The sequence below is a fragment of the Mesorhizobium huakuii genome (genome assembly GCF_030160235.1).
Classification (GTDB): Bacteria; Pseudomonadota; Alphaproteobacteria; order Rhizobiales; family Rhizobiaceae; genus Mesorhizobium; species Mesorhizobium huakuii.
In genome coordinates this window covers 33,090-58,123 of record NZ_BSNY01000055.1, presented here as the reverse complement: position 1 = coordinate 58,123, position 25,034 = coordinate 33,090, and the positions used below count along the sequence as shown (strand labels likewise).

Genomic DNA, 25,034 nt, shown 5'->3' with positions numbered 1-25,034 from the left:
CTTGCCACGGGTAAATTGCCGGGCCTCTATGAAGGGTTAGCGACCGATGACGGAGATGAATCTCGGCATGACCGAGCGGCTGAAGCCGATCCACGCGCGCGTCGCGGCCATGGTGCGCGACGAGATCATGCCGCTCGACAAGGAATTCTTGGGCGAGGTGGGCAAGGCGGGCGACCGCTGGGTCTACAGCCCACGCCAGAGCGAAATCCTCGAAGGATTGAAGAAGACCGCCAGGGAGCGCGGTCTGTGGAATTTCTGGCTGACAGGCTCGGAACGAGGCTACGGCCTGTCCACCGTCGAATACGCTTATCTGGCGGAGGAGATGGGCAAGGCGCATCTCGGCGCCGAAACCTTCAATTGCTCGGCGCCGGACACCGGCAATATGGAGGTGCTGGAGCGCTACGGCTCGGCCGACCACAAGAAGGCGTGGCTCGAGCCGCTTTTGGATGGAAAAATCCGCTCGGCCTATCTGATGACCGAGCCTGATGTCGCCTCGTCCGACGCCACCAACATTTCGATGCGCTGCGAGAGGCAGGGCGACGATTATGTGCTCAACGGCGAGAAATGGTGGGCCTCGGGCGCCGGCGACCCGCGCTGCGCTATCTACATCGTCATGGTGCGGACCGGCGGCGACGACGAGCCTGAGCACCGCCGCCATTCGATGATCCTGGTGCCTTCCGACACAAAGGGCGCGACCAAGGTCCGCGCCATGCAGGTCTATGGCGACGACGACGCGCCGCATGGCCATATGCACCTGCGCTTCGACAATGTCAGGGTACCGGCAGCGAACCTGATCCTCGGCGAGGGCAGGGGGTTCGAGATCGCGCAAGGGCGGCTCGGTCCCGGCCGCATCCATCACTGCATGCGTGCCATAGGCCAGGCCGAGATGGCGCTGGAGATGCTGTGCCAGCGCTCCGTGCGCCGCGAGGCCTTCGGCCAGAAGCTGGCGAAACTCGGCGCTAATTTCGACATCATCGCCGAATGCCGCATGGAGATCGAGATGGCCCGGCTGCTCTGCCTCAAGGCGGCGTGGATGATCGACCAAGGCGATGCGCGCGCCGCTGCGCCCTGGATCAGCCAGATCAAGGTCATCGCGCCGCGCGTCGCGCTGAGGATCACCGACGAGGCGGTACAGATGTTCGGCGCGCAAGGCATCAGCCAGGACACGCCGCTGGCGCGGTCGTGGACGCATCTGAGGACATTGCGCCTTGCCGACGGCCCTGACGCCGTGCATCGCCGGCAGGTGGCGCGGTCGGAGCTGAAAAAGTACACGCAGGAGAAGCTGTGAGCAGCAGCCGCTAGACCATGAGTGTTCTGTCAACAACCAAGGAGTGTCGCCGATGACCATTCCCTCCGAAATGAACGCGTTGCTCCTGGTCGGCGACGGCTACACCAAGACGCCAAGCGGCAGTGCGCTTGAGGCGATGGAGCCCTATCTCGTGCCGGGCCGCATCGCGGTGCCGGTGCCCGGACCGAGCCAGGTGCTGATCAAGGTCAGCCTGGCCTCGATCAACCCCTCCGATGTCGCCTTCATCAAGGGTCAGTACGGCCAGCCGCGCGCCAAAGGCCGGCCGGCCGGCTTTGAGGGTGTCGGCACGATCGTCGCCGGCGGTGACGAGCCCTATGCCAAGAGCCTCGTCGGCAAGCGCGTCGCCTTCGCCACCGGCCTCAGCAACTGGGGCTCGTGGGCTGAATATGCCGTCGCCGAGGCGGCAGCCTGCATTCCGCTGCTCGATACGGTGCGCGACGAGGACGGCGCGGCGATGATCGTCAATCCGATTACCGCCATCGCCATGTTCGACATCGTCAAGCAGGACGGCGAAAAGGCCTTCGTCATGACCGCCGGCGCCAGTCAGCTTTGCAAGCTGATCATCGGCCTGGCCAAGGAGGAAGGGTACCGGCCTATCGTCACCGTGCGCCGCGATGAGCAGATCGCGCTGCTGAAGGAGATCGGCGCTGCCCATGTGCTCAACGAGAAGGCGCCGGATTTCGAGGTCACGCTGCGCGAGGTGATGAAGGCGGAGCAACCGCGCATCTTCCTCGATGCGGTCACCGGGCCGCTGGCCTCGGCCATTTTCAATGCGATGCCGAAACGGGCGCGCTGGATCATCTATGGCCGGCTCGACCCTGACGCCACCATCATCCGCGAGCCCGGCCAACTGATCTTCCAACACAAGCATATAGAGGGTTTCTGGCTGAGCGAATGGATGCGGCAATCTAGGGAGCGGCGCGGTCCGGCGATCCTTGAAGCGCAGAAGCGCTTTTCCGACGGGCGCTGGTCGACCGACGTGACGGCCGTCGTGCCGCTCGCCGAGGCGATCGCGCGGGTGCCGGCGGAACTGGCGAAGCCCAACGGCAAGGTTTTCATCCGGCCTTGATGCTATTCGAAGCCACGCCGGAAGCCCGAATACGAGGCTTTCGGCGCGTCTTTCCTGTTAGGACGCCCGCGCGTCCGGCCATCCGCAGCGGCCCGCCGAGATCACAACCGCGCTCTTCAGCCCCCTATGCCTCGCCGCTTTGTCCGTGATATGCCGCCGCCATCGAATGCCGGGACGGTGCTGGACTGAGCCTGTTCCGGGTGTTGTGGGGTGTCTTGATGACGATATCCAAGCCGGTTTTCGACCGTTTGGGATTTGGCCTGTGGATCGGGGCGTTCCTGATCGTCCTTGTCCTGGTCTTGTGGTCTCCCCACACGCGGACGGTCTGGCAAGCCTACATAGACGGCAGCGAGGCGTTGCTGGCCCGACAGCCGCTCTACAATATCCAGTCCGAGATGGGATATCTCTACGCGCCGGCCTTTGCCGCGCTCTACGTTCCGTTGGTGAAACTCGGTCCGCATCTGGGCGGCCTGGTATGGCATACTATCGGCTTCGCGGTGCTGACCTTTGCCGCGATACGGCAGGTGCGCAAGCTCGGCGGCGGGGAATTGCCGTGGCTGCTTTCCTTCGGGCTGTTTCTCGCCCTGCCGATGGCTTTGGCGGCGATCCGCAACGGCCAGGCGACGATCCTTTTGACTGGCGCCTGCTGGCTTCTCACTTTGTCGGCGCTGGAAGGACGGCGTGCCGAAACCTTCTTCTGGGCCTCGGTCGCCATCATCGCCAAGCCGACCGCGATCATCATGCTTTTGTTGGTCGGCGCCCTGCGCCTGCGGCTGATACCGGTGCTGGTGCTGGCGGTGCTGTTCGTGCTCGCCTTGCCCTATGCGTTCGCACCCGCTAGCTATCTCAACGACCAGTATCGTGTTTTTGGCGGGATGCTGACCTCGATGGCCGTCGACAACACCAGCCACTTTGTTCCCACCGATTTCACGGCCCCCTTCACCAAAATCGGGCTGCCCGTGCCGGAATCCGGCGCAACCATCGTGCGCGTCGTCATGGCCCTGTTCACGCTCTCATTCGTCATCTGGTTCGATCGCAAGCTTGAACGCGGGACGGCTGGTCTCGCCATCTTCCTGACGGCGACATTTTACATGTGCGTCTTCAACCCGCGCGTCGAGCCCAACACCTATGCCATGATCGCCGTGCCTGCCGGTCTCGCTATTGCCTTGTTGTGGCGCGAGGAACGAGGCGGTGTCCTGGCTTCGGTGCTGTCCGTGATGCTGTTCCTGACAGGATTGACCGGAGTCGAGCGTCATATCCAAGATTTAACGTACCCCTGGTTCCGGCCGATTGCGGTCACCGTTATCGCTGGCTTCCTGATCTGGTGGTTCTGGGCCAAGGCGGGAGGCAAGGTCATGAATGAAAGGCCTGTCGCAAATGGCTGAGTCGCGGCCCGTTCTCGATATTGTCGCGCCGTTCTTGAACGAGGCGCAGTCCGCATCGGCCTTTGCCGCATTGCTTGACAAGCTCGAAGCCGAGGTGTCGCAGCGCTTCGGCATGGAAGTCCACAAGATCCTCGTGGATGATGGCAGCAGCGACAATGGCGCCGAGCGGTTTTCACAGGCGCTGTCGGGTTCCTGGGAGATCGTCCGGCTCAGTCGCAATTTCGGCAAGGAGGTCGCGGTGCTCGCCGGTCTCGACCAGTCGCGCGGCGACATGGCGCTGGTCATGGACGCCGACCTCCAGCATTCCATGGACACCAGCCTGAAGATGATCGCCGAACTGGTGGAAAATCCCGATATCGATGTCGTCTACGCACAGAACGACCGCCGCGAAGCCAGTTGGCGGCGCAGCCAGCTGGCGAAGCTGTTCTACAGCCTGATCAACAGCAGCCAGCGGTTCGACATCCCAGAAAATGCCGGCGACTTCCGCGTCATGCGCGGCGCCGTAGTGCGCGCGCTGACCAGCCTGCGTGACAAAAGGCGCTTCAACAAGGGCCTGTTCGCCTGGGCCGGCTTCCGCCAGAAAGCCATAGCCTATTCACCGGAGAACCGTGTCACCGGCAAGTCGAAATGGAGCCGGCTCAACCTGATCGCGTTCTCGCTGGAAGGGTTTACGTCCTTCTCCGTCATCCCGCTGCGCATCATCAGCCTGAGCGGGATGCTGGCGGCGTTGGCGGGCATCTTCTACGGAGCCAAGGTGTTCTTCGAGGTGCTGTTCTACGGCATCGCCGTCCCCGGCTATCCCAGCCTCATGGTCGCCGTCGTCCTCCTCGGCGGCCTCAATCTCACCTTGCTTGGCCTGATCGGTGAATATGTCTGGGTCACGCTTTCGGAAAGCAAGGATCGGCCTGTCTATATCGTGCGCGACGTCGTGCGCGGCGTTCCGGACAGGCCGCCAGGCGCATCCGGCGCATGACGCGGCGCATTCGCCTGATCGCCGACGATTACGGCCTGGCGCCCGGGGTTTCCGCTGGAATTCTCGACTTGCTCGATCGCGGCCGCCTGACCGGCACCAGCTGCATGACCGGCTTTCCGGAATGGCCCGATGCGGCGGCGCGTATCAAGCCGCTATGCGGCCGCGCGGCGGTGGGGCTGCACCTGACCCTCACCGACCAGCCGGCCGTCACCGGCCGGTCGAGCCTGGCGCCGCAAGGCCGGCTGCCGCCGCTGCGTTCGCTGGCACTGCCGGTCCTGCGCGGCAGCATTGACGAGCGGGATGTCCGTGCCGAGCTCGACGCGCAGTACAGCCGCTTCGTCACGGCGCTTGGCCGCCGACCTGACTTCATCGACGGGCACCAGCACGTGCATTTCCTGCCTGTCGTGCGCAAATGGCTGCGGGCGCATTTTTCCGAAGCCGGCGGCCAGCCGGCGCTGCGTGGCGCTCCGGCGTTGGGCGATGCCGTCGTCGCGCCGAAGGTCGCGGCAATTGCCGCCGTGGCCGCCGGCTTCAACCGCTCTATGGCGCGCGCCGGCTTCACTCTTTTCGAGCCGCTCGCCGGCATCTATGACTGGCGGCAGCCCGAACGGTTCGCGCCGGTTCTGCAGGCCGCCCTCGAGGCGCTGCCGGAACGGGGCCTGTTCATGTGCCATCCCGGCCATGTCGACGAGACTCTGCGGGCGCGCGACCCGATGCAAGGCGTGCGCGAGGTGGAATACGCGGTGCTGGCCTCCGACGCGTTTGGTGCAAGCCTCGCCCGCGCCGGCGTCGAGATCATGGACGGCAAGGGATGAGCGGCGCCGACCAGCCTCGCCGTTCGACCGGCAGCAAGATCGTGCGCTTCGCTATAGTCGGGCTGGCGAACACGGCCATCGACCTCGCTGGCTTTTTCCTGCTGCTCAAACTGCATGTTGCGCCGCTGCCGGCCAACGTCATCTCATGGTCGATCGCCGTCATCTTCTCTTTCGTGGCGAATGGCTTCTGGTCGTTCGAGCGCAACCAGGCCATCCGGCTGCATGACGCCTTCCTGCGTTTCGTCTCGCTCGGGGCGTTGATTTCGCTCGGCGTCTCCAGCCTGTCGATCGCCCTCTTCGCCGGTGTTGCCGGCGTGTGGCCGGCGAAGATCGGCGGTGTCATCGTGGCGGCGGTGCTGAATTTCCTTGCCGCGCGCTGGTCGATCGAAGGCCGGTTGCTGAAATAGCAGCTACTGCGCCGGCTCCACACCGACATAGGCGGCTTCCTCGAGCTCACGCTTGAGGCGTGTTTCCTCATGGGTCTTCGGGGTGACGAAGCGGCCAAGCAGGAGATAGGCGACCGGCGTCAGGAACAGTGTCGAGACGGTGGCCAGCCCCAGTCCGCCGACGATGACCCAGCCGAGCGCCACGCGTGCCTCGGCTCCCGCGCCCGCCGCCAGCACCAGCGGCACGCCGCCAAGTATGGTGCAGATCATCGTCATCATCACCGGCCGCAGGCGGATGGTCGAGGCCTGCTCGATCGCCTCGCGCACGCCAAGCCCGCGATCGCGCAGCTGGTTGGCAAACTCGACGATCAGGATGCCGTTCTTGGCCATGACGCCGACCAGCAGCACCAGGCCGATCTGGCTATAGGCATTGAGGCTGGTGCCTGACAGCAGCAAGGCGAAGATGGCGCAGGCCAGCCCAAGCGGCACCGTCGCCATGATGATGACGGCGCTGACGAAGCTTTCGAACTGGGCGGCCAGCACCAGGAGGATGATGACCAGCGCGAAGCCGAAGATGGTGACCATGGCGCTGTTGGTTTCGCCCAGCGTGGCGGCTTCGGCCAGCGGCAGGATGCGGCTGCCCGGCGGCAAGAGCGGCGTGGCGATCTCCTCGGCGCGGCTCAGCGCGTCGCCAAGCGCGAAATTACCCGAGAGGTTGGAGGTGATGGCAACCGATGGCTGCTGCTGTTCGCGCGACAGCGATGGCGGCACGGCGCGCTCGGTCAGCGTGGCTATGGTCGACATCGGCACGAAGCGGCCGTCTCCCGTCTTCAGGAAGACGTTTTCCAGATCGGTCGGATCGTTGATGGGATTGGTGGTCGAGACCAGTTTTACGCCATAGCTGCGGTCGGCGATGTAGACGTCGACGACATCGTTGCCGTCGAGCATGGCCTGCATGGTGTTGGCGAGCCCCGTGATGTCGATGCCGAGGTCGGAGGCGCGCTCGCGGTCGATGGCGACGGCCAGCTGCGGCTGCGTCGGGTCGATCGACAGGCGCGGCGTCTGGAAGCGCGGGTCCTTCTGCATCTCGGCGATGATCTTCACCGCCGCGTCGCCGAGCGCCTTGCGGTCGTTGCCGACCAGCGCGAATTGCAGGCCGTTGCCGGCGCCACGGATGCCGAGGCTGTTGGGCTGCACCGGGAAGATGCGCACACTCGGCACCTGCTTGGTGAGCTGGCTGATCTCGGCCATGATCTCCTGCTGGCTGCGGCTGCGCTCGTTCCAGGGCGCCAGCGTCATCACCATGAAGCCGGAATTGTAGGAGCCGTTCTGGCCGGCATTCTCGAAGGTCGAGCGGATCTCGCCGGAATCGCGCATCGGCTGGATCAGCTTCTCGATCTTCTGCATCTGCTGCGTCGTATAGTCGAGGCTGACGCCTTGCGGCGCATTGATGCGCAACAGCACGGCCGCGCGGTCCTCGGTCGGCGTCAGTTCCTGGCGGATGGTGCCGAACAGGGTGAAGGCGGTGCCGGCAAACAGCACCGCGACCAGAACCACGATCCAGGGCGCATCGAGGCAAGCGTGCAGGGCGCGCTTGTACGCGGTATTCAGGACGCCGCCGATACGGGCGCCGATGCCGTGGCCGCCCTCGTGGTGAAGCGAGGCGCCGGTCAGCATGCGCGAGGCGAGCATCGGGCATAGCGTAAGCGCCACCACGCAGGACAGCAGCACCGACATGGCAAGCACGAAGCCGAATTCGCGGAACAGGCCGCCGGTTTGGCCGGGCAGGAAGGAGATCGGCACGAAGACGGCGACCAGCGTCAGCGTCGTGGCGACGACGGCGAAGAACACTTCCTGCGCGCCGAGCACGGCGGCCGCACGCGGCCCCATGCCCTCGTTGCGCCGTCGCACGATGTTTTCAAGCACCACGATGGCGTCGTCGACGACAAGGCCCGTCGCCAGCACCATGGCAAGCAGCGTCAGGATGTTGACGGAGAAGCCGGCCAGATAGATGGCGGCGATGGTGCCGATCATGGCGACCGGCATCGACAGGCCCGGGATCAGCGTGGCGCGCCAGTCGAGCAGGAAGATGTAGATGACGATCAGCACCATGGTCACCGACAGGCCGAGCGCGATCTCGACCTCGTGGACCGCGCCCTTGACGAAGACGGCGTCGTCGCTGGTGATCTTGATCGCCATGCCCTTGGGCAGGTTTTCCTGCAGTTTGGCGACGGCTGCCTGAACGCCGGTCGAAATATCAAGCGTGTTGGATTCCGCCTGGCGGATGATGCCGATGCCGATGCCGGTCTTGCCATCGGAGCGCAGCGTGGTCTGGCCGACATCGGGACCGAGCGTGACGGTGGCGACGTCGCGTATGCGCGTCGTGCCGCCGATGATGATGTTTTCGAACTCCTCGGGCGTGGTCACGTCGGCCGTGGTGCGGACGATCAAGTCCTGGTTGGTCGTGGTGATCGACCCGGCAGGGGAATCGAAGGCGACCGAGGCCAGGGCTGTCCTGAGGTCGGCCACGGTGAAGCCGAGGCTGGCGAGCTTGTTCTGGTCGACGTCGATGCGGAAGATCTTGTCGCGGTCGCCATAGACCTGAACGTCGGCGACGCCGGGCACGGCTGCCAGTTCGTCCTCGATCTGGTCCTGCACCACCACGGTCATGTCCTGGACCGACATGTTGTCGGACGTCACAGCCAGCCGCATCACCGCATCGGAATTGGCATCGGCCTTGACGATGCGCGGCGGATCGGCGGTGTCCGGTATCTGGTTGGCGACGCGGCCGACGGCATCGCGCACGTCGGAGGCCGCGACGTTGAGGTCGACGCCGTCGTTGAACTCGATGGTGACGCGGCTCTGGCCGAAGGAGGAGGAAGACGAGATCGACTTGACGCCGGAGACGCGTGCCACCGCACCTTCGATCGTGTCGGTCAGCTCGCGGTCGACGGTTTCGGCCGCGGCGCCCTGGAACGTGGTGGAAACGGTGACCACGGCGCGGTCGACGTCCGGAAGTTCGCGGATCTCGACGCCGTAGAAGGCGGCGAGGCCGGCAACCGCGATGAGGACGTTGAGCACGAAGGCCATGACCGGCCTGCGGATGAACAGCGCGGTGAAGCCGGTATCGCTGGCGGCGTTGACGGATCCGGTCATGAGCCTTCGGCGGTGTTGGCGGCGCGCTGCTCCTGGCCGGCGATGCGGACCTCGCCGCCCTCGCTGACGCTCTGCGTGCCTTCGGTGACCACCATGTCGCCGCTGTCGATCTCGGCATCGATCAGCACGGTCTCGGTGTTGCGCTGGATGATGCGCACCGGCACGCGCTTGGCCTTGCCGTCCTCGATCTGCCAGACATAGGCGCCGTCCGAGCCCCACAGGATCGCCAGCGGGCTGACGGCGGGATAGGTCTCGCCGGGGAATTTCATGGTGATGGAGAACGACATGCCGGCGCGCAGCGAATCGGCGGGATTGGCGATCTTGGCCTTGACCAGCAGCGTGCGGCTCTTCTCGTCGATGTGGTTGTCGATGGCCGACACCGTGCCGGTATAGGAGCTGCTCGGATTGGCGATCGGCGTCGCCGTCAGTTGCGCGCCGACCTTGACGGCGGCGGCAAAGCGCTCGGGCACCTGGAAATCAACCAGGATCGAGGAGCGGTCATCGAGCGTGGCGATGGCCGACTGGTTTGTCACATAGTTGCCGGCGGAGATCGGCAGGATGCCGACAGTGCCTGATATCGGTGCCAGGATCGACCGGCGCTGCAGCGCAAGCTCGGCGTCCTGCAGCGCCAGCTTGGCGCCCGCCAGAACCACCTCTGCATCGGCCACCGCTACCGGCGTCGCGGCATTGGAGGCGCGCAGCGATTTGACGCGGTCGAGCTTGGACTGCGCATCCTGCAAAGCGAGCTTGGCCCGGTTCTGCGCGATGATTTCGGTCTCGGAATCGAGCGTCGCAATGATCTGTCCCTTGTCGACATGGCTGCCGGATTCGACCAGCAATTCGGCAAGGCGGCCGGAACTGTAGGGATTGACGGTCACGGAAGCGTTGGCGCGGCCAGTGCCGATCGCCTGGAGGCGGTCGTTGATGACAGCCGAGGCGGCCGGCGATGCAACGATGGTGGCAATCCGGGCGCCGTTGCGCGCCGCCTGACGGGAGCCAGCCGCCGCCGTGTCCTTGGCAGGAGGTGTGGCGCCATAGGCCCAGTCGATGCCCCAGCGCGCCAGCACTTGCGGAGCGCCGGGGTAGAAGCGCGCCCACGCCGCCGTGGCGGCGACCACGATCACAAACGCAAGGACAATCTGTTTCCAGCTCGGCATCGACACTCCAGCGGCAAGAATCGCCCGCCGGTTCCAGGTGGAAGCGGATGCAGCGACGATACGGGCTGGCGGCGAAAACCGGCCACGCCACATCCCGGTATCACCGGTTTATGGCAATTATCACGCAATCGTGCACATTAAATCTCGGTAACGTGAATTCGAGATGCCCGCCTAGCGCGGATGCGATTGGCTGGTGACTAGCGCAGGCCTTCCATTTCACGGATGCGCCGGGCGCCGTCGGCCTCGAGCTGTCTGGTGACGGCGCCGATCAGCGTTTCGACGACGACGAAGAGCGCGGCCGAGGAATCCCACGCGGACGGCACCGCGGTTCGTCCGGCGATGACATGGCGGGCAAACCGGGCGATCGGCGAAAGCCACTGGTCGGTGAACAGCACGATCTGGACGCCGCGCTGATGCGCCTTCTCGGCGAAACGGACGAGGCTGTCCTGGTAGCGCCGGATGTCGAAGATCACCAGTACGTCGCGCTTGCCCATGTCGATCAGCCGGTCGCGCCACATGCTCTCCTGGCCGGCGAGGTGAAAGACATCGGGCTGGATGACGGCAAGGTGGGCGGCCATGTAGCGCGCCAGCGGATCGGTGAAGCGGCCGCCGATGAGGAATGTCTTGCCACGCCGGTCGGCAAGCCGTGCCGCGATGTCCGTCAGCTGCTTGTCGGAGAGGTGGCGGAACGTCTCGCGCATATTGTCGAGCGTCGCTTCCAGCATTGGCGAGACCGTGCCGCCGCCGGGCGAGGGCGGGTTGAGCGTTCGTATGGCCGGAGACTGCAGCTGCGCCGCCAATTCGTCCTGCAGGCTCGACTGGAACTCCGGATAGTTCTGGAAGCCGAGCCGGGCCACGAAGCGCAGGATCGTTGGCGAGGAGACGCCGGCCGCGGTCGAGAATTCGGCGACCGTCTTCAGGCCGATCATCGGATAGCTGGCGATCAGCGTCTGCGCCGCTCGCCGCTCGCCGGCCGGCATCGTGCCGATGCGGTCGGCGATCAGTTCGGCAATGCTGGAAATCATCTTTTCCCCCACCCCTTGGCTTGGCCCATGAGATCGCATTTGACAAAGCCGGGTAAACTGTATGAAATCATCCATAGGGACGCAATGAGGCAAAATACGTAACATACGATACAGCGCTCCCCGGGGACGGCAGACTATGGAGAAAGCACGGCCCGCCAGCCTTGCATCGTCCGATACCGTGAGGGTGACGAACCCGGGCGGATCGAGCCCTTTCGTGCTGACCTGCGACCACGCCTCCAATTTCCTGCCCGCCGAATTCGGCACGCTCGGCCTTGCCGCTGAAGACCTGTCCCGCCACATCGCCTGGGATCCAGGTGCGCTGCCGGTGGCAACGCGCATGGCGCAAGCGCTCGATGCGACGCTGGTCGAAACCCGCATTTCGCGCCTCGTCATCGACTGCAACCGGCCGCTCGACGCGCCGGACCTCGTGCCGCCGATCAGCGAGACGACATCCATACCGGGCAATGCCGGCCTGTCGGAAAAGCAGCGCGCGGAACGGATCGCCCTGTCATGGCAGCCGTTTCACGGCACCATCGAACGCATCGTCGAGGAACGGCTGGCGCGCGGCCAGGAGACCCGCCTGGTGTCCGTGCATTCTTTCACGCCGGTCTACAAGGGTCACGACCGGCCCTGGCATATCGGCATCATCCATGACGACGATCGCCGGCTGGCGTCGCCGCTGATATCGGCGCTCAAGCGACTTGCCGGCATCACCGTCGGTGTCAACGAACCCTATTCGCCGGCCGATCGCGTCTATTTCACGCTGGAGCGGCATGCGCGCTCGCGCGGGTTGCCCTGCGCGATGATCGAAATCCGCAACGATGAAATCTCCGGTGAGACCGGGCAGCGGAAATGGGCGGATCTGCTCACAGGCATTTTTTCGGATCTGGAACCAGAGGAGGCCACGCGGCCCAGATCGCATTCAGTCAGAAAGTCAGTCCAATCGGCCAGCTGAGAAACAAACAGGGGACTTCCAATGGCAGCACCGGGTTATACAGACGTTGACAAGGCGGAGGACGTAAAGCACCTCCACAGCATGGGCTATGCCCAGGAACTGGAGCGGCGTCTCAGCCGCTTTTCGAATTTCGCGGTTTCCTTCTCCATCATCTGCATCCTGTCGGGCGGCATCAATTCGCTGGCGCAAGGCACGTCGGGCGCGGGCGGCATCGGCATCGGCATCGGCTGGCTGGTCGGCTGCTTCGTGTCACTGACCTTCGCTGTTGCCATGTCGCAGATCAGCTCGGCCTATCCGACGGCCGGCGGCCTCTATCACTGGGGTTCGATCCTTGGCAACCGCGGCACCGGCTGGGTGACGGCCTGGCTCAACCTGCTCGGCCTGATCACCGTGCTCGGCGCCATCAACGTCGGCACCTGGACGTTCTTCGTCGGCGCCTTCGGGCCGGCACTCGGCATCGAGGGCACGCTGACCAACCAGATGATCTTCCTGGTCGTGGTCACCGGCCTGCAGGCGCTGATCAATCATCTCGGCATCAAGCTGACGGCAAAGCTGACCGACTTCTCGGGTTATTTGATCTTCTTCGGCGCGATCCTGATCGCGGTGGTCTGCCTGATCTCGGCCGAACATTGGGATTTTAGCCGCCTGTTCACGTTCCACAACTACTCGGGTGACGCAGGCGGCGGTGTCTGGCCGTCGGTTTCGAATGCCTGGGTGTTCGCACTTGGCCTGTTGCTGCCGATCTATACGATCACCGGCTACGACGCTTCGGCACACACGTCCGAAGAAACCATCAAGGCGGCGTCTTCCGTGCCGCGCGCCATGGTGATGTCGGTCGTCTGGTCGGCGCTCTTCGGCTATCTGTTCCTGGTCGCTTTCGTGCTGATGATCCCGAACATGGACGACGCCGCCAAGCAGGGCTGGAACGTGTTCTTCTGGGCTTTCGACCAGCGCGTCAGCCCCGGCGTCAAGGAATTCGTCTATCTCGTCGTGTTCGTGTCGCAGTTGCTGTGCGGTCTGGCCACAGTGACGTCGGCATCGCGCATGATCTTCGCCTTCTCGCGTGACGGCGGCCTGCCCGGCTCGGCGGCACTCGCCAAGGTCAGCCCGACCTATCGCACGCCGGTGGCGGCGATCTGGACGGCGTCGATCCTGTCGGTGCTGTTCGTCTGGGGCTCGACGCTGGTTTCGGTCGCCGGTACCTCGGCCTACACCATCGTGGTGTCCTGCACCGTCATCTTCCTGTTCCTTTCCTTCACCGTGCCGATCGTGCTCGGCATGCTGGCCTGGGGCACGCCGAAGTGGGACAAGATGGGGCCGTGGAACATGGGGCGCGGCGTGTTCATGCTGTTTGCCTTCCTGTCGATCGTGTCGATGATCCTGATCTTCGTCATCGGTATCCAGCCGCCGAACGACTGGGCGCTCTACATCACCGTCGGCTTCTTCATCCTGACGGCGATCGTCTGGTTCGGCTTCGAGCGCAACCGCTTCCAGGGCCCGCCGCTCGGCGACATCATCGCGGCACGCCAGGCAGCGATCAAGGCAGCGGAACAGGCGGTCGGCGAAACCGGTCACTGACATCTCCCATCAAGGCCATGGCCGGCACGTGCCGGCCATGGTTTCATTTATCCCTTTCAATGACCAAGCGCTGGAGTGCCACAGGAATGGCCGGAAATTTCTCGTTCGATCAGTTGAAGAAGGCGGTCTCCAGCGGTGAGATCGACACGGTGCTGGCCTGCATCGTCGACATGCAGGGGCGGCTGGCGGGAAAGCGGTTCCTGGCGCAGTACTTCGTCGATTCCGCGCATGACGAAACGCATGGCTGCAACTATCTGCTGGCCGCCGACATCGATATGGAACCGGTGCCCGGCTACAAGGCGGCAAGCTGGTCGAAGGGCTATGGTGACTTCGTCATGAAGCCGGATCTGGCGACGCTGCGGCGCATTCCGTGGCTGGAGAAGACAGCGCTCGTGATCTGCGACGTGCTCGATCACCACACCCATGACGACCTGCCGCATTCGCCGCGCGCCATCCTGAAGAAGCAGGTCAAGCGGCTCTCCGAGCGCGGCTATATCGGCTATTTCGCTTCCGAACTCGAATTCTATCTGTTCAACGAGACCTATGATTCCGCCCGCAAGAAGCACTGGCAGGGCCTAGATACCGCCTCGCCCTATATCGGCGACTATCAGATCGGCATCACTACCAAGGAAGAAGGCGTCATGCGCCGGCTTCGCAACGAGATGGAAGCCGCCGGCATCCCGATCGAGAATTCCAAGGGGGAATGGGGCCCGGGCCAGGAAGAGATCAATGTGCGCTATGCCGAGGCGCTCGACATGGCCGACCGCCACGTCATCCTGAAGAACGGCGCCAAGGAAATCGCCGAGTCCGAAGGCAAGGCGATCTCCTTCATGTCCAAATACAATTACGGGCTCGCCGGCAACTCCAGCCACATCCACAATTCGCTGTGGAGCGCCGACGGCAAGACGCCATTGTTCTTCGACAAGAAGGCGGACTGGACGCTGTCGACGCTCGGCCAGCAATGGGCGGCGGGGCAGTTGAAATACGCCAAGGAGTTCACCTGGTTCCTGGCGCCCTACATCAATTCCTACAAGCGCTTCCAGGCCGGCACCTTCGCGCCGACCAAGATCATGTGGAGCGAGGACAACCGCACCGCCGGCTTCCGCCTGTGCGGCGAGGGCACCAAGGGCATCCGCATGGAATGCCGCATCGGCGGCGCCGACCTCAACCCCTATCTCGCCTTCGCGGCGCTGATCGCCGCCGGGCTCGCAGGCATCGACGAGAAGCTCGAACTGCAAAAGCCGTTCGTCGGCGATGCCTACCAGGCGTCTCGTCTGCCTGAGATTCCGAAGACGCTGCGCGACGCCACCGAGACGCTGGCCAAGTCGAAGATGCTGAAACAGGCGCTCGGCGAGGACGTGCTCGAGCATTATGTCCACACCGCCAAATGGGAGCAGTTCGAATACGACCGCCGCATTACGGATTGGGAACTGCACAGGGGGTTTGAGCGGTACTAAGCAATGTCGGCGCCGCCCCCTGGCCATCGCAGGATGGCGGGCGGCGTCAAAACCAAGATTTCATGAAGTGCGAGGACTGAAGGAATGACCGAAACGGTCAAGTTGAAATCCCCCATCGATGGCAAGATCTACGCCGAGCGGCCCGTGGCAACGGACCAGGCGGTCAATGCCGCGGTCGAGCGCGCCAAGGCGGCGCAGGAGAAGTGGGCCCAGGTACCGATCGTCGAGCGCGGCAAGTACATGCTGGCGATGCTCGAAGCGCTGGTGGCGATGACCGACGAGATCGTGCCGGAGATCGCCTGGCAGATGGGGCGGCCGGTGCGCTATGGCGGCGAGTTCGGCGGCGTCAAGGAACGTACCAATTACATGGTCGAGATCGCCGAACAGGCGCTGAAATCCGTGCCGGCCTCAAACCCGAAGGATGGGTTTCGCCGCTATGTGAAGAAGGATGCGCTCGGCGTCGTCATGGTGATCGCGCCGTGGAATTATCCTTACCTGACCGCCGTCAACACCATCGTGCCGGCGCTGATGGCCGGCAACGCCGTCATCCTCAAGCACGCGGCGCAGACGCTGCTCGTCGGCGAGCGTTTTCAACAGGCCTTCGACAAAGCGGGCCTGCCAAAGGGCGTGTTCCAGAATGTCGTGCTCAACCATGCGCAGACCGAAAAGCTGCTCGGTTCCGGCAAGATCGACCATGTGAACTTTACCGGTTCGGTCGGCGGGGGCCGCGCCATCGAAAAGGCGGCGGCAGGCACTTTCATGACGCTCGGCCTCGAGCTTGGCGGCAAGGACCCGGCCTATGTGCTGCCCGACGCCAAGATGGACCATGCGGTTGCCAATCTGGTCGACGGTGCCTTCTACAATTCCGGCCAGTGCTGTTGCGGCATCGAACGCGTCTATGTGCACGAGAAGGTCTATGACGAATTCGTCGAAGGCTTCATCGCCGAGACGAAGAACTATGTCGTCGGTAATCCGCTGGAACAGGCAACGACGATGGGGCCGATGGCGCAGGCGCGCTTTGCCGACCTGATCCGCGAGCAAAAGGCCGAAGCGCTGCGCAAGGGCGCCAAGGCGCACATCAACATGAAGGTGGCTGACGACAAGGCCGGTTCGCCCTATCTCGCGCCGGAAGTGCTGACCGAAGTCGACCACCAGATGAGCGTCATGCGCGAGGAAAGCTTTGGCCCGATCGTCGGCATCATGAAGGTGCGCAATGACGAGGAGGCGATCGCGCTGATGAACGACAGCGCCTATGGGTTGACCGCCTCGATCTGGACCCGCGATACCGAACACGCCGTGGCGATCGGCAACCGCGTCGAAACCGGCACGGTGTTCATGAACCGCTGCGACTATCTCGATCCGGCGCTGGTCTGGACCGGCGTCAAGGACACCGGCAAGGGCGCGGGACTGTCGGCCATCGGCTATGACAATCTGACCCGGCCGAAATCCTTCCACCTGCGCGAAGCCATCTGATTTATCGAAAGACAAAAATGTCCAAGCTCATCTCCAAATGGAACTACCCCACCACCGTCCGCTTCGGCGCCGGGCGCATTCAGGAACTGCCTGAGGTGCTCGCGGCCGCCGGTATCAAGCGGCCGCTCTTCGTCACCGATCCGGGCCTGGCGAAACTGCCGGTCGTCGCTTCGACGCTGAAAATCCTCGACGATGCCAAGGTGCCTTACGGCGTGTTTTCCGAGGTGAAGCCCAACCCGGTCGATTCCAACCTCACCGCCGGCATCGCCGTGTACAAGAAGGGCAAGCATGACGGCGTCATCGCCTTCGGCGGCGGCTCGGCGCTCGATCTCGGCAAGCTGATCGCCTTCCAGGCCGGCCAGACGCGGCCGGTGTGGGATTTCGAGGATGTCGGCGATTGGTGGACGCGCGCCAATTCGGATGCGATCGCGCCGATCATCGCCGTGCCGACCACGGCCGGCACCGGCTCGGAAGTCGGCCGCGCCGGCGTCATCACCAATGAGGAGACGCACACCAAGAAGGTCATCTTCCATCCGAAGCTCCTGCCGGCGATCGTCATCGCCGATCCGGAACTGTCGGTCGGCATGCCCGCCTTCATCACCGCCGGCACCGGCATGGATGCGCTTGCCCACTGCCTCGAGGCCTATTGCGCGCCGGGTTACCATCCGATGGCCGACGGCATCGCGGTGGAAGGCATCCGGCTGGTGTTCGAGAACCTGCCGAAGGCCTATGCCAACGGCAAGGACTTGGTCGCGCGCGCCCATATGATGAGCGCGGCCGCCATGGGCGCGGCCGCTTTCCAGAAGGGACTGGGTGCCATCCACTCGCTGTCGCACCCGATCGGCGCGCTCTACGACACCCATCACGGCATGACCAATGCGGTGTTCATGCCCTATGTGCTCGCCTTCAACCGTGACTCCATCGAGGAGCGTATCGCCCGGCTCGCCGCCTATTGCGGCATCAAGGGCGGCTTCGACGGGTTCGCCAAGGCGATCATCAAGCTGCGCAAGGAGTTGAAGGTGCCGCACGCGCTGCCGGGCCTGATCAAGGGGCTCGACATGGACAAGAAGCGCAAGGCGCTGATCGCCGACATGGCGGTGGTCGATCCGACGGCTGGCGGCAACCCGGTCAAGCTGACCAAGAAGGCAGCGCTGACGCTGCTGGAAAACGCTATCGCCGGCACGATCTGACGGCATCGTCATTGCCGAAAATTGATTTGGAAATCAGGGCTAACCAAGGGGGAAAGGATGAAATGCAAGGCGGAAAGTGATTAGCCGGAAAAATAAGTGATGGCTAATTGCTACAGCCCGTTAAAAAGAGTTAACTTTTTCTGCTGCCGGCCAATGGTTTCATAAAGCTTTCATCTGGCTGTCACATGAAAACGATACCGCATCGCAGGCGTCCAACGGCGTCAGTTCAACGGAGAGAACACATGTTCAAATTCACGGGGAAGGTGCTTTCCCTCTCGGCCGCGACCCTTATAGTGTCGTCGGTGATTTCGTCCGCGGCTTCGCTGGACGATCTCGTCAAGGCCGCGAAGGCTGAAGGCCAGCTCACCACCATCGCGCTGCCGCATGACTGGTGCGGTTACGGCGACGTCATCGCCGGCTTCAAGGCGAAGTATCCGGAAATCACCATCAACGAGCTCAACCCCGATGCCGGCTCCGGCGACGAGGTCGAGGCGATCAAGGCCAACAAGGACAACAAGGGCCCGCAGGCTCCCGACGTCATCGACGTCGGCCTGTCCTTCGGCCCGACCGCCAAGGCCGACGGCCTGCTGATGCCTTACAAGGTATCGACCTGGGACTCGATCCCAGACAGCGCCAAGGATGCCGATGGCGCCTGGTACGGCGACTATTACGGCGTTCTGTCGTTCATGGTGAACAAGGACCTGATCAAGGAATCGCCGAAGGACTGGGCCGATCTCCTGAAGCCGGAATTCGCCAACGCCGTAGCCGTCGCCGGTGATCCGCGTGCTTCGAACCAGGCCATCCAGGCGGTGTACGCCTCCGGCCTGTCGACGGGCGCCGCTGCCGGTGAAGCCGCCGGCAAGGCTGGCCTCGACTTCTTCAAGAAGCTCAACGCCGCCGGTAACTTCGTCCCGGTCGTCGGCAAGCCGGCAACACTCGCCCAGGGCCAGACGCCGATCCTGATCAACTGGGACTACAACGCGCTTGCTGGCCGCGACACGCTGAAGGGCAACCCGCCCGTCGACGTCATCGTGCCGAAGACGGGCGTCGTCGCCGGTGTCTACGTGCAGGCGATCAGCGCCTTCGCGCCGCACCCGAACGCTGCCAAGCTGTGGATGGAATACCTCTATTCCGACGAAGGCCAGATCGGCTGGCTGAAGGGCTATTGCCACCCGATCCGCTTCAACGATCTCGCCAAGAACGGCAAGATCCCGGCGGATGTGCTGGCCAAGTTGCCGCCGGCGGAATCCTATGCCGCCGCCGCGTTCCCGACGCTCGACGAGCAGGGCAAGGCCAAGGAAGCCATCAGCAAGAACTGGGACGCCGTTGTCGGCGCCAACGTCAAGTAGCACTTGAAATCCACCGGGCGGTCGCAAGGCCGCCCGGCCTTTCCTCGAAGACGGTAGCCGGCGCATGACCGATCTTACGCTTTCAAATCGAACGATTGCCTCCAAGCCCGCGCCGCCCAACGAGGCGACCGCATTTCGTCTGCCGACGCAATGGATCGGCGTGGCGCCCTTCTTCATCTTCGCGCTGATGTTCCTGATCCTGCCCACGATCTATCTCGTGATCGGGGCTTTCCAGAACAGTGATGGTCAGCTTACGTTCGACAACATTCTGCAGCTGGTCAGCGATCCGTCGATCAGCAGTTCCTACTGGGTTTCGATCAAGATCAGTTTCTGGTCGGCCATCATCGGCGCGTTTGCCGGGCTGGCAATAGCCATCGCCATCGTGCGCGGCGGACTGCCAAGCTGGACGCGCTCCGCGACCCTGACTTTCTCCGGAGTCGCCTCGAATTTCGCCGGCCTGCCGCTGGCCTTCGCCTTCCTGGCCACGCTCGGCCGCGTCGGCATCGTCACGACGCTTCTGCGTGATGTCCTCAACATCAACATCTACGCAATGGGCTTCAATTTCCTCACCACATCGGGCCTGATCGCGGTCTACCTGTTCTTCCAGATCCCGCTGATGGTGGTCATCATCGTGCCGGCCATCGACGGGTTGAAGAAGGAATGGGGCGAGGCGGCGGCCACGCTCGGCGCTACGCAGGCGCAGTATTGGCGCATGGTGGTCATCCCGGTGATATGGCCGAGCTTCCTCGGCACCGTCATTCTTCTCTTCGCCAATGCCTTTGGCGCCATTGCCACGGCCTACGCGTTTGCCGGCCCGGCGCTCAACATCGTCCCCATCAAGCTCTACTCGCAGATCAATGGCGACGTGTTGCACAATCCGCAGCTCGGCTACGCCATCGCCTTCGGCATGATCGTCATCACCGGCCTGGCCAATGTCTTCTACATCTGGTTCCGGACTCGCTCCGAAAGGTGGCTGAAATGAAGTCGGGAAAATTCTGGGCCTGGGTCGTCTTCATCGTGGGTGCGGCGTATTTCTTCATCCCGCTGGCGGCGACGGTCGAATTCTCGCTGCGCATGCGCCGCGGCGTCCATTCCTTCGATGCCTATCAGATCGTGCTGGGCGACGCGCGCTTCCAGTCGACCTTCCTGTATTCGGTGGTCGCCGCGATCTTCACCATCATCCTTGGTGTGCTGGTCGTCGTGCCGGCGGCCTACTGGATCCGGCTGCGTCTGCCGCAGCTCAGGCCGGTCGTCGAATTCATCACGCTCTTGCCGCTGGTCATTCCGGCCATCGTCATCGTTTTCGGCTATATCAGGATGTACGGCTCGAATTCGCCGCTGCCGTTCCTTGGTAGCAACATGGGCGCCAATGCCTTGCTGGTGATCGGCTATGCAACGCTGGCACTGCCTTACATGTATCGTGCCGTCGATACCGGGCTGCGCACCATCGACGTGCGGACCTTGACGGAAGCAGCGCAGATCCTGGGCGCCGGCTGGGGCACGATCATCGGCCGCGTCATCCTGCCCAATGTGCTGATCGCCGTGCTGTCGGGTGCCTTCCTGACCTTCGCAATCGTCATTGGCGAGTTCACCATGGCCAGCCTGCTCAACCGCCCGGCCTTTGGGCCGTACCTGCAGAACATCGGCGCGAACCGCGCCTATGAACCGGCAGCCCTTGCCATCATCGCCTTCGCCATTACCTGGGGCTGTATGTCGCTCATCCAGATCCTGTCCCGGTTCGCGCCGAAGTCGTCGAACCGCCCGAATTGACCTGAGAGAAAAGCCATGGCCGAGCCATTCCTGTCCATCCAGCACGTGCGAAAGTCCTACGGTTCCAACACCGTGGTCCAGGACTTCAGCCTCGATGTCGAGCCGGGCGAGTTCGTCTCGTTCCTCGGACCGTCCGGTTGCGGCAAGACCACCGTCCTGCGCATGGTTGCCGGCTTCGAGGATCCGTCGGCCGGCAAGATCGTCGTCGCCGGCAAGGACATTACGCGGCTGAAGCCCAACCAGCGCAATGTCGGCATGGTCTTCCAGGCCTACGCGCTGTTTCCCAACCTGACCGTGGCGCAGAACATCGCCTTCGGGCTGAAGGTTGCCGGCATGAACAAGGCCGATGCCGACAAGCGCGTCGCCGAGATGCTCGACATGATCAAGCTGCCGCAGATGGCCGACCGCTATCCCTACCAGCTCTCGGGCGGCCAGCAGCAGCGCATCGCGCTGGCGCGTGCGATCGCGCCGAAGCCGAAGCTGCTTTTGCTCGACGAGCCGCTGTCGGCGCTGGATGCCAAGGTGCGCGTGTCTCTGCGCGAGGAAATCCGTTCGATCCAGAAGAAGCTCGGCATCACCACCATCTTCGTCACGCATGACCAGGAAGAGGCGCTGTCGATCTCCGACCGCATCGCCGTCATGTATGGCGGCAAGGCCGAGCAGGTCGCCACGCCGTTCGAGATCTACAACCGGCCGGCGACCAAATTCGTCGCCAATTTCGTCGGCACGCTCAACGTGCTCGAAGGCAAGGTCACCGATGCCGCGGCCGGCACGGTTCAGGTCAACACGCAGGAAGTCTCGCTCAAGGGCAAGCTCAACGGCTCGAAGTCCGGCGACACGCTGTCGCTGGCGCTGCGGCCCGAGGCGATTTCGCTCGGCCGCCAGCCCGGCCGTGACTCCAGCCTGACCGGAGAGATATCCGAAGTGCACTTCCTCGGCTCGGTGATCCGGGTCCGCGTCGGCATCGGCGGCAATACGGTGTCGCTCGACACATTCAACAACTCGGCCACGCCGCCACCGGCGGTCGGCGAGAAGGCCGAGATTTCGTTCTCATCGGGCGACATGCTGGTCTTGCACTAGCGGAGCCAACGTCATTCCGCGGCGGTCTCTGATGCGCCGAACAACGCATCTTGATCGTCGATGCTCGCAACCCTCGATGCCGTGGGTTCGGTGTCTGTCATAACCAACCGTCGGCACCGCCCCTCAGTTGGTCACTTTTAAATCCCTGGGCAGGCCAAGGCTTCGACAATCAACAGTATCCTGCCTCGGGGTACTGCCAACCGTTGCTCTTCGCCGCTACGATGAGCCATGGCCCTTTTTGAACTCACCCTTGTCCTGCTTTTGACGGCTGTCGCGCTGACGGCGCTGTCGCGGCGGCTGGAGGTCCCCTATCCGTCGCTACTGGCACTGGCCGGGGTTGGCATCGCCTTCGTGCCTGGCGCACCGATGATCGAGATCGATCCGGAACTGGCGCTTGCCCTGTTCATCGCGCCGGTGCTTCTCGATGCAGCCTATGACACGTCGCTGCGCGACCTGAAGCGCTACCGGCTGTCGCTGCTGCTCTTGGCGCTTGGCGCCGTCATCTTCACCACTGTCGTGGTTGCCTTCGTCGGCTGGAAGATGGCCGGCTTGCCGATCGCGGCGGCGATCGCGCTCGGCGCCATCGTCGCGCCGCCCGATGCGGTGGCGGCGAGTGCCGTTCTCGGGCAATTCAAGGTGCCGCACCGCATCACCGCCATCCTGCAAGGAGAAAGCCTGCTCAACGATGCCACCGCGCTCTTGATCTACCGGCTGGCGGTTTCGGCGGCACTCGGCTCCATCATGCTGAGCAACGCCATTCCGGTGATCCTGCTGTCGACGATCGGCAGCCTGATAGCCGGTTATCTGCTTGGCCGCCTCTCGCTGCTGACGCTAACCCGTATCGAGGATGCGGCGAGCAGCACCGTGGTGCAGTTCGCCGGGACGTTTGGCGTGTGGATACTGGCCGACAAGCTCGGTCTTTCCGCCATCATCACCATCGTCGTCTACGCCATCACGATTGCGCGCAGGGCGCCGCGCCGCATGTCGGCGAGACGTCGTGTCAGCACCTATTCGGTCTGGGAGTCGGCGGTGTTCGTTCTCAACGTGCTGGCTTTCGTGCTGATGGGCCTGCAGGCACGGTCGATCGTCGGCCGGCTTTCGGGCGAAGGGCAGGGCGAGGCCTTTCTGTTTGCCGCGACGGTGCTGGTTGTCGTCATCGTGGCGCGCCTCGTCTGGGTGGCGAGTTATGTTGCGATCATCCGATGGTTTGCCCGTCTCGGCGGCGAAGACAGCAAGCGGGATTTGCCGACATTTGGCGGCGCCGTGCTGGTCGGCTGGTGCGGCATGCGGGGGCTGGTGACGCTGGTGGTGGCCATTGCCCTGCCGGCCGGCTTTCCCGGACGCGACCCGATCGTGCTTGCCGCCTTCGCGGTGGTTCTGGGCACGCTGGTGCTGCAGGGGATGACGCTGAAGCCTCTGCTGCGGATACTCAACTTCGATCCCGACAGAACCGTCGACAATGAGGTTGCGCAGGCGCGCGTTGCCGTCATGCAGGCCGCACTCGACGTGCTGAGCCGCAAGACATCGGCCGCGGCGGCTGTCGTGCGCGAGCAGTACGAGGCTCAGCGCGTGATCGCGGAAAACCCGGAAGACGCACAGGCGGCAACCGAATACGACCGGCTGCGCCTCTACGCCATCAACCGCCAGCGCGACACGCTGGAGGAATTGCGCAGCAACGGCACGATCGGCGACGAAGCCTATCACCGGCTGGAGGAAGAGATCGACTGGGCGGAACTGGCGGCATCGCCAGCGGGCCGATTCCAGCCATTGACCACCGATTAGGACGGTTCTTCGACGGAGCTGAACCGCTTGCGTTGGTTGGATGCCTCGCGGCGTTTTCCGGCGGGCGGAGGATACCGGAGCGGTCCGGAATCGGTACATGATCGCGCGGCGGGGCATGGGGGACGCTTCTGGCACAAGCCGCTTGCATTCTCCTGCACATTGCAAGCAATCCACTGAGCGGCTACTGCCATCACCGAAGGTGAGCCGGGTAAGCAATGAAGCTGGTCAGCTACAACATCCAGTACGGGTTCGGCAGCGACGGCCGCTACGATCTTTCGCGCGCGGCGCGCATCGTCGACGGCGCCGACATCATTGCCTTGCAGGAGGTCGAGCGGCACTGGCAGCGCAGCCATTTCGACGACCAGCCGGAGCTGCTGTCGCGCCTGCTGCCGGACTATCACTGGGTCTACGGCCCGGCCTTCGACATGGACGCCAGCGAGCGACGGGATGGTCGCCTGGTCAATCGGCGCCGGCAGTTCGGCACCATGGTTCTGTCGAAACTGCCGATCGTCTGGTCGCGCCTGCATGTGCTGCCGATGCACCGGACGCTCAGGCCGCTCAACACACGCAACGCGGCGCTCGAATGCATGATCCGTACGCCGGTCGGCCCGGTGCGGGTACTGTCCTTGCATCTCGCCCATATCGCCGCCGAGGAGCGGCTGGAGCAGATCGACTATCTGCTGGCCGAGCACCGCCGTGCGCCGTCAGACAGCGGGCCGTGGAGCGGTATCGATGACGAGCCTTCGCGCAACTGGACCAGCGGCGAAGCCGAGCCGGAAAATCCGCTGGCGGCGATCTGGATGGGCGATTTCAACATGGAGCCGGGCAGCGCCGAATACCGCCGCATCGTCGGCAGCACGCCCTATCATCGGGGTGCTGCCTATCTCGACGGCTTCGTCGATGCCGCCGTCGTGGCGATCGAACCCGCTGATGACTTCCACACGCATGAGAAGATCATCGACGGCAGGCTGGCAAAGCGCCGGCTCGACCACTGTTTCGTCGGCGGGATGTTCGCGGGGCGGGTCCGCTCGGTCGCATCCGACATAGGCGAAGTGGCGTCCGACCATTTCCCGGTCCGAGTCGACATCGATCTCGAAACGCCGCTCGGCTTGGGAGGTCGATAGA

General features: G+C 63.8%; 20 protein-coding genes. 17 read left to right on the top strand and 3 right to left on the bottom strand.

All coding sequences use genetic code 11. The features are described from left to right. Positions 1–46 precede the first annotated feature (46 nt). The 6 genes from QQK95_RS28825 to QQK95_RS28800 all read left to right on the top strand — a co-directional run bounded on the left by QQK95_RS28825 (position 47) and on the right by QQK95_RS28800 (position 5,958). Complete coding sequence (locus QQK95_RS28825; protein WP_284277814.1) at positions 47–1,288, top strand: acyl-CoA dehydrogenase family protein; 1,242 nt, start codon at positions 47–49, stop codon at positions 1,286–1,288. Positions 1,289–1,340: 52 nt separating this feature from the next. Then, on the top strand, positions 1,341–2,378 hold the full coding sequence (locus QQK95_RS28820) for a zinc-binding dehydrogenase (protein WP_284277813.1): 1,038 nt from the start codon (positions 1,341–1,343) through the stop codon (positions 2,376–2,378). A gap of 218 nt (positions 2,379–2,596) precedes the next feature. Further along, positions 2,597–3,763 carry a glycosyltransferase family 87 protein gene (locus QQK95_RS28815; RefSeq protein WP_032920747.1) on the top strand — a complete coding sequence of 389 codons (1,167 nt, stop codon included), beginning with the start codon at positions 2,597–2,599 and terminating at the stop codon, positions 3,761–3,763. Continuing rightward, positions 3,756–4,736 (top strand): glycosyltransferase family 2 protein, encoded by a 981-nt coding sequence (locus QQK95_RS28810; protein WP_019861105.1) that lies wholly within the window; start codon positions 3,756–3,758, stop codon positions 4,734–4,736. The genes QQK95_RS28815 and QQK95_RS28810 overlap by 8 nt, the downstream gene beginning before the upstream one ends. Further along, positions 4,733–5,551 carry a ChbG/HpnK family deacetylase gene (locus QQK95_RS28805; protein WP_019861104.1) on the top strand — a complete coding sequence of 273 codons (819 nt, stop codon included), beginning with the start codon at positions 4,733–4,735 and terminating at the stop codon, positions 5,549–5,551. The genes QQK95_RS28810 and QQK95_RS28805 overlap by 4 nt, the downstream gene beginning before the upstream one ends. Then, a complete protein-coding gene (locus tag QQK95_RS28800; protein ID WP_019861103.1) occupies positions 5,548–5,958 on the top strand; it encodes a GtrA family protein in 411 nt (136 codons plus the stop codon). Before QQK95_RS28805 ends, QQK95_RS28800 begins: the two co-directional genes overlap by 4 nt. A gap of 3 nt (positions 5,959–5,961) precedes the next feature. On the opposite strand, the gene QQK95_RS28795 is transcribed toward QQK95_RS28800, so the two are convergent. The 3 genes from QQK95_RS28795 to QQK95_RS28785 form a co-directional block, all read right to left on the bottom strand. Continuing rightward, the gene (locus QQK95_RS28795) at positions 5,962–9,093 is read right to left on the bottom strand and encodes an efflux RND transporter permease subunit (protein ID WP_019861102.1); all 3,132 of its coding nucleotides are present in this window, start codon (positions 9,091–9,093) and stop codon (positions 5,962–5,964) included. Continuing rightward, positions 9,090–10,250 (bottom strand): efflux RND transporter periplasmic adaptor subunit, encoded by a 1,161-nt coding sequence (locus QQK95_RS28790; RefSeq protein ID WP_019861100.1) that lies wholly within the window; start codon positions 10,248–10,250, stop codon positions 9,090–9,092. The genes QQK95_RS28795 and QQK95_RS28790 overlap by 4 nt, the downstream gene beginning before the upstream one ends. 197 nt (positions 10,251–10,447) lie before the next feature. After that, positions 10,448–11,275, bottom strand: coding sequence for a MurR/RpiR family transcriptional regulator (locus QQK95_RS28785; RefSeq protein ID WP_020629035.1), 828 nt, complete (start codon positions 11,273–11,275; stop codon positions 10,448–10,450). 136 nt (positions 11,276–11,411) lie between these two features. Between QQK95_RS28785 and QQK95_RS28780 the strand changes: the two genes are divergently transcribed. The 11 genes from QQK95_RS28780 (at position 11,412) to QQK95_RS28730 (ending at position 25,033) form a co-directional block, all read left to right on the top strand. Then, positions 11,412–12,230 (top strand): N-formylglutamate amidohydrolase, encoded by an 819-nt coding sequence (locus QQK95_RS28780; protein WP_019861097.1) that lies wholly within the window; start codon positions 11,412–11,414, stop codon positions 12,228–12,230. A gap of 21 nt (positions 12,231–12,251) precedes the next feature. Further along, a complete protein-coding gene (locus QQK95_RS28775) occupies positions 12,252–13,808 on the top strand; it encodes an amino acid permease (protein ID WP_019861096.1) in 1,557 nt (518 codons plus the stop codon). An 86-nt stretch (positions 13,809–13,894) separates the two neighbouring features. Next, on the top strand, positions 13,895–15,265 hold the full coding sequence (locus tag QQK95_RS28770) for a glutamine synthetase family protein (RefSeq protein ID WP_027047383.1): 1,371 nt from the start codon (positions 13,895–13,897) through the stop codon (positions 15,263–15,265). 84 nt (positions 15,266–15,349) lie between these two features. After that, positions 15,350–16,738, top strand: coding sequence for an aldehyde dehydrogenase family protein (locus QQK95_RS28765; RefSeq protein ID WP_019861094.1), 1,389 nt, complete (start codon positions 15,350–15,352; stop codon positions 16,736–16,738). A 17-nt stretch (positions 16,739–16,755) separates the two neighbouring features. Beyond that, positions 16,756–17,928, top strand: a complete 1,173-nt coding sequence (locus tag QQK95_RS28760) for an iron-containing alcohol dehydrogenase (protein ID WP_284277812.1) — start codon at positions 16,756–16,758, stop codon at positions 17,926–17,928. Positions 17,929–18,170: 242 nt separating this feature from the next. Continuing rightward, positions 18,171–19,277 (top strand): ABC transporter substrate-binding protein, encoded by a 1,107-nt coding sequence (locus QQK95_RS28755; RefSeq protein WP_284277811.1) that lies wholly within the window; start codon positions 18,171–18,173, stop codon positions 19,275–19,277. 64 nt (positions 19,278–19,341) lie between these two features. Next, positions 19,342–20,259, top strand: a complete 918-nt coding sequence (locus QQK95_RS28750; RefSeq protein WP_019861091.1) for an ABC transporter permease — start codon at positions 19,342–19,344, stop codon at positions 20,257–20,259. Beyond that, positions 20,256–21,047, top strand: a complete 792-nt coding sequence (locus tag QQK95_RS28745; RefSeq protein WP_027047382.1) for an ABC transporter permease — start codon at positions 20,256–20,258, stop codon at positions 21,045–21,047. The genes QQK95_RS28750 and QQK95_RS28745 overlap by 4 nt, the downstream gene beginning before the upstream one ends. Positions 21,048–21,062: 15 nt before the next feature. Beyond that, positions 21,063–22,127, top strand: a complete 1,065-nt coding sequence (locus QQK95_RS28740) for an ABC transporter ATP-binding protein (protein ID WP_019861088.1) — start codon at positions 21,063–21,065, stop codon at positions 22,125–22,127. 228 nt (positions 22,128–22,355) lie between these two features. Continuing rightward, the gene (locus QQK95_RS28735; protein WP_069093092.1) at positions 22,356–23,909 is read left to right on the top strand and encodes a cation:proton antiporter; all 1,554 of its coding nucleotides are present in this window, start codon (positions 22,356–22,358) and stop codon (positions 23,907–23,909) included. Positions 23,910–24,124: 215 nt separating this feature from the next. After that, positions 24,125–25,033 (top strand): endonuclease/exonuclease/phosphatase family protein, encoded by a 909-nt coding sequence (locus QQK95_RS28730; RefSeq protein ID WP_064980820.1) that lies wholly within the window; start codon positions 24,125–24,127, stop codon positions 25,031–25,033. Position 25,034 lies beyond the last annotated feature (1 nt).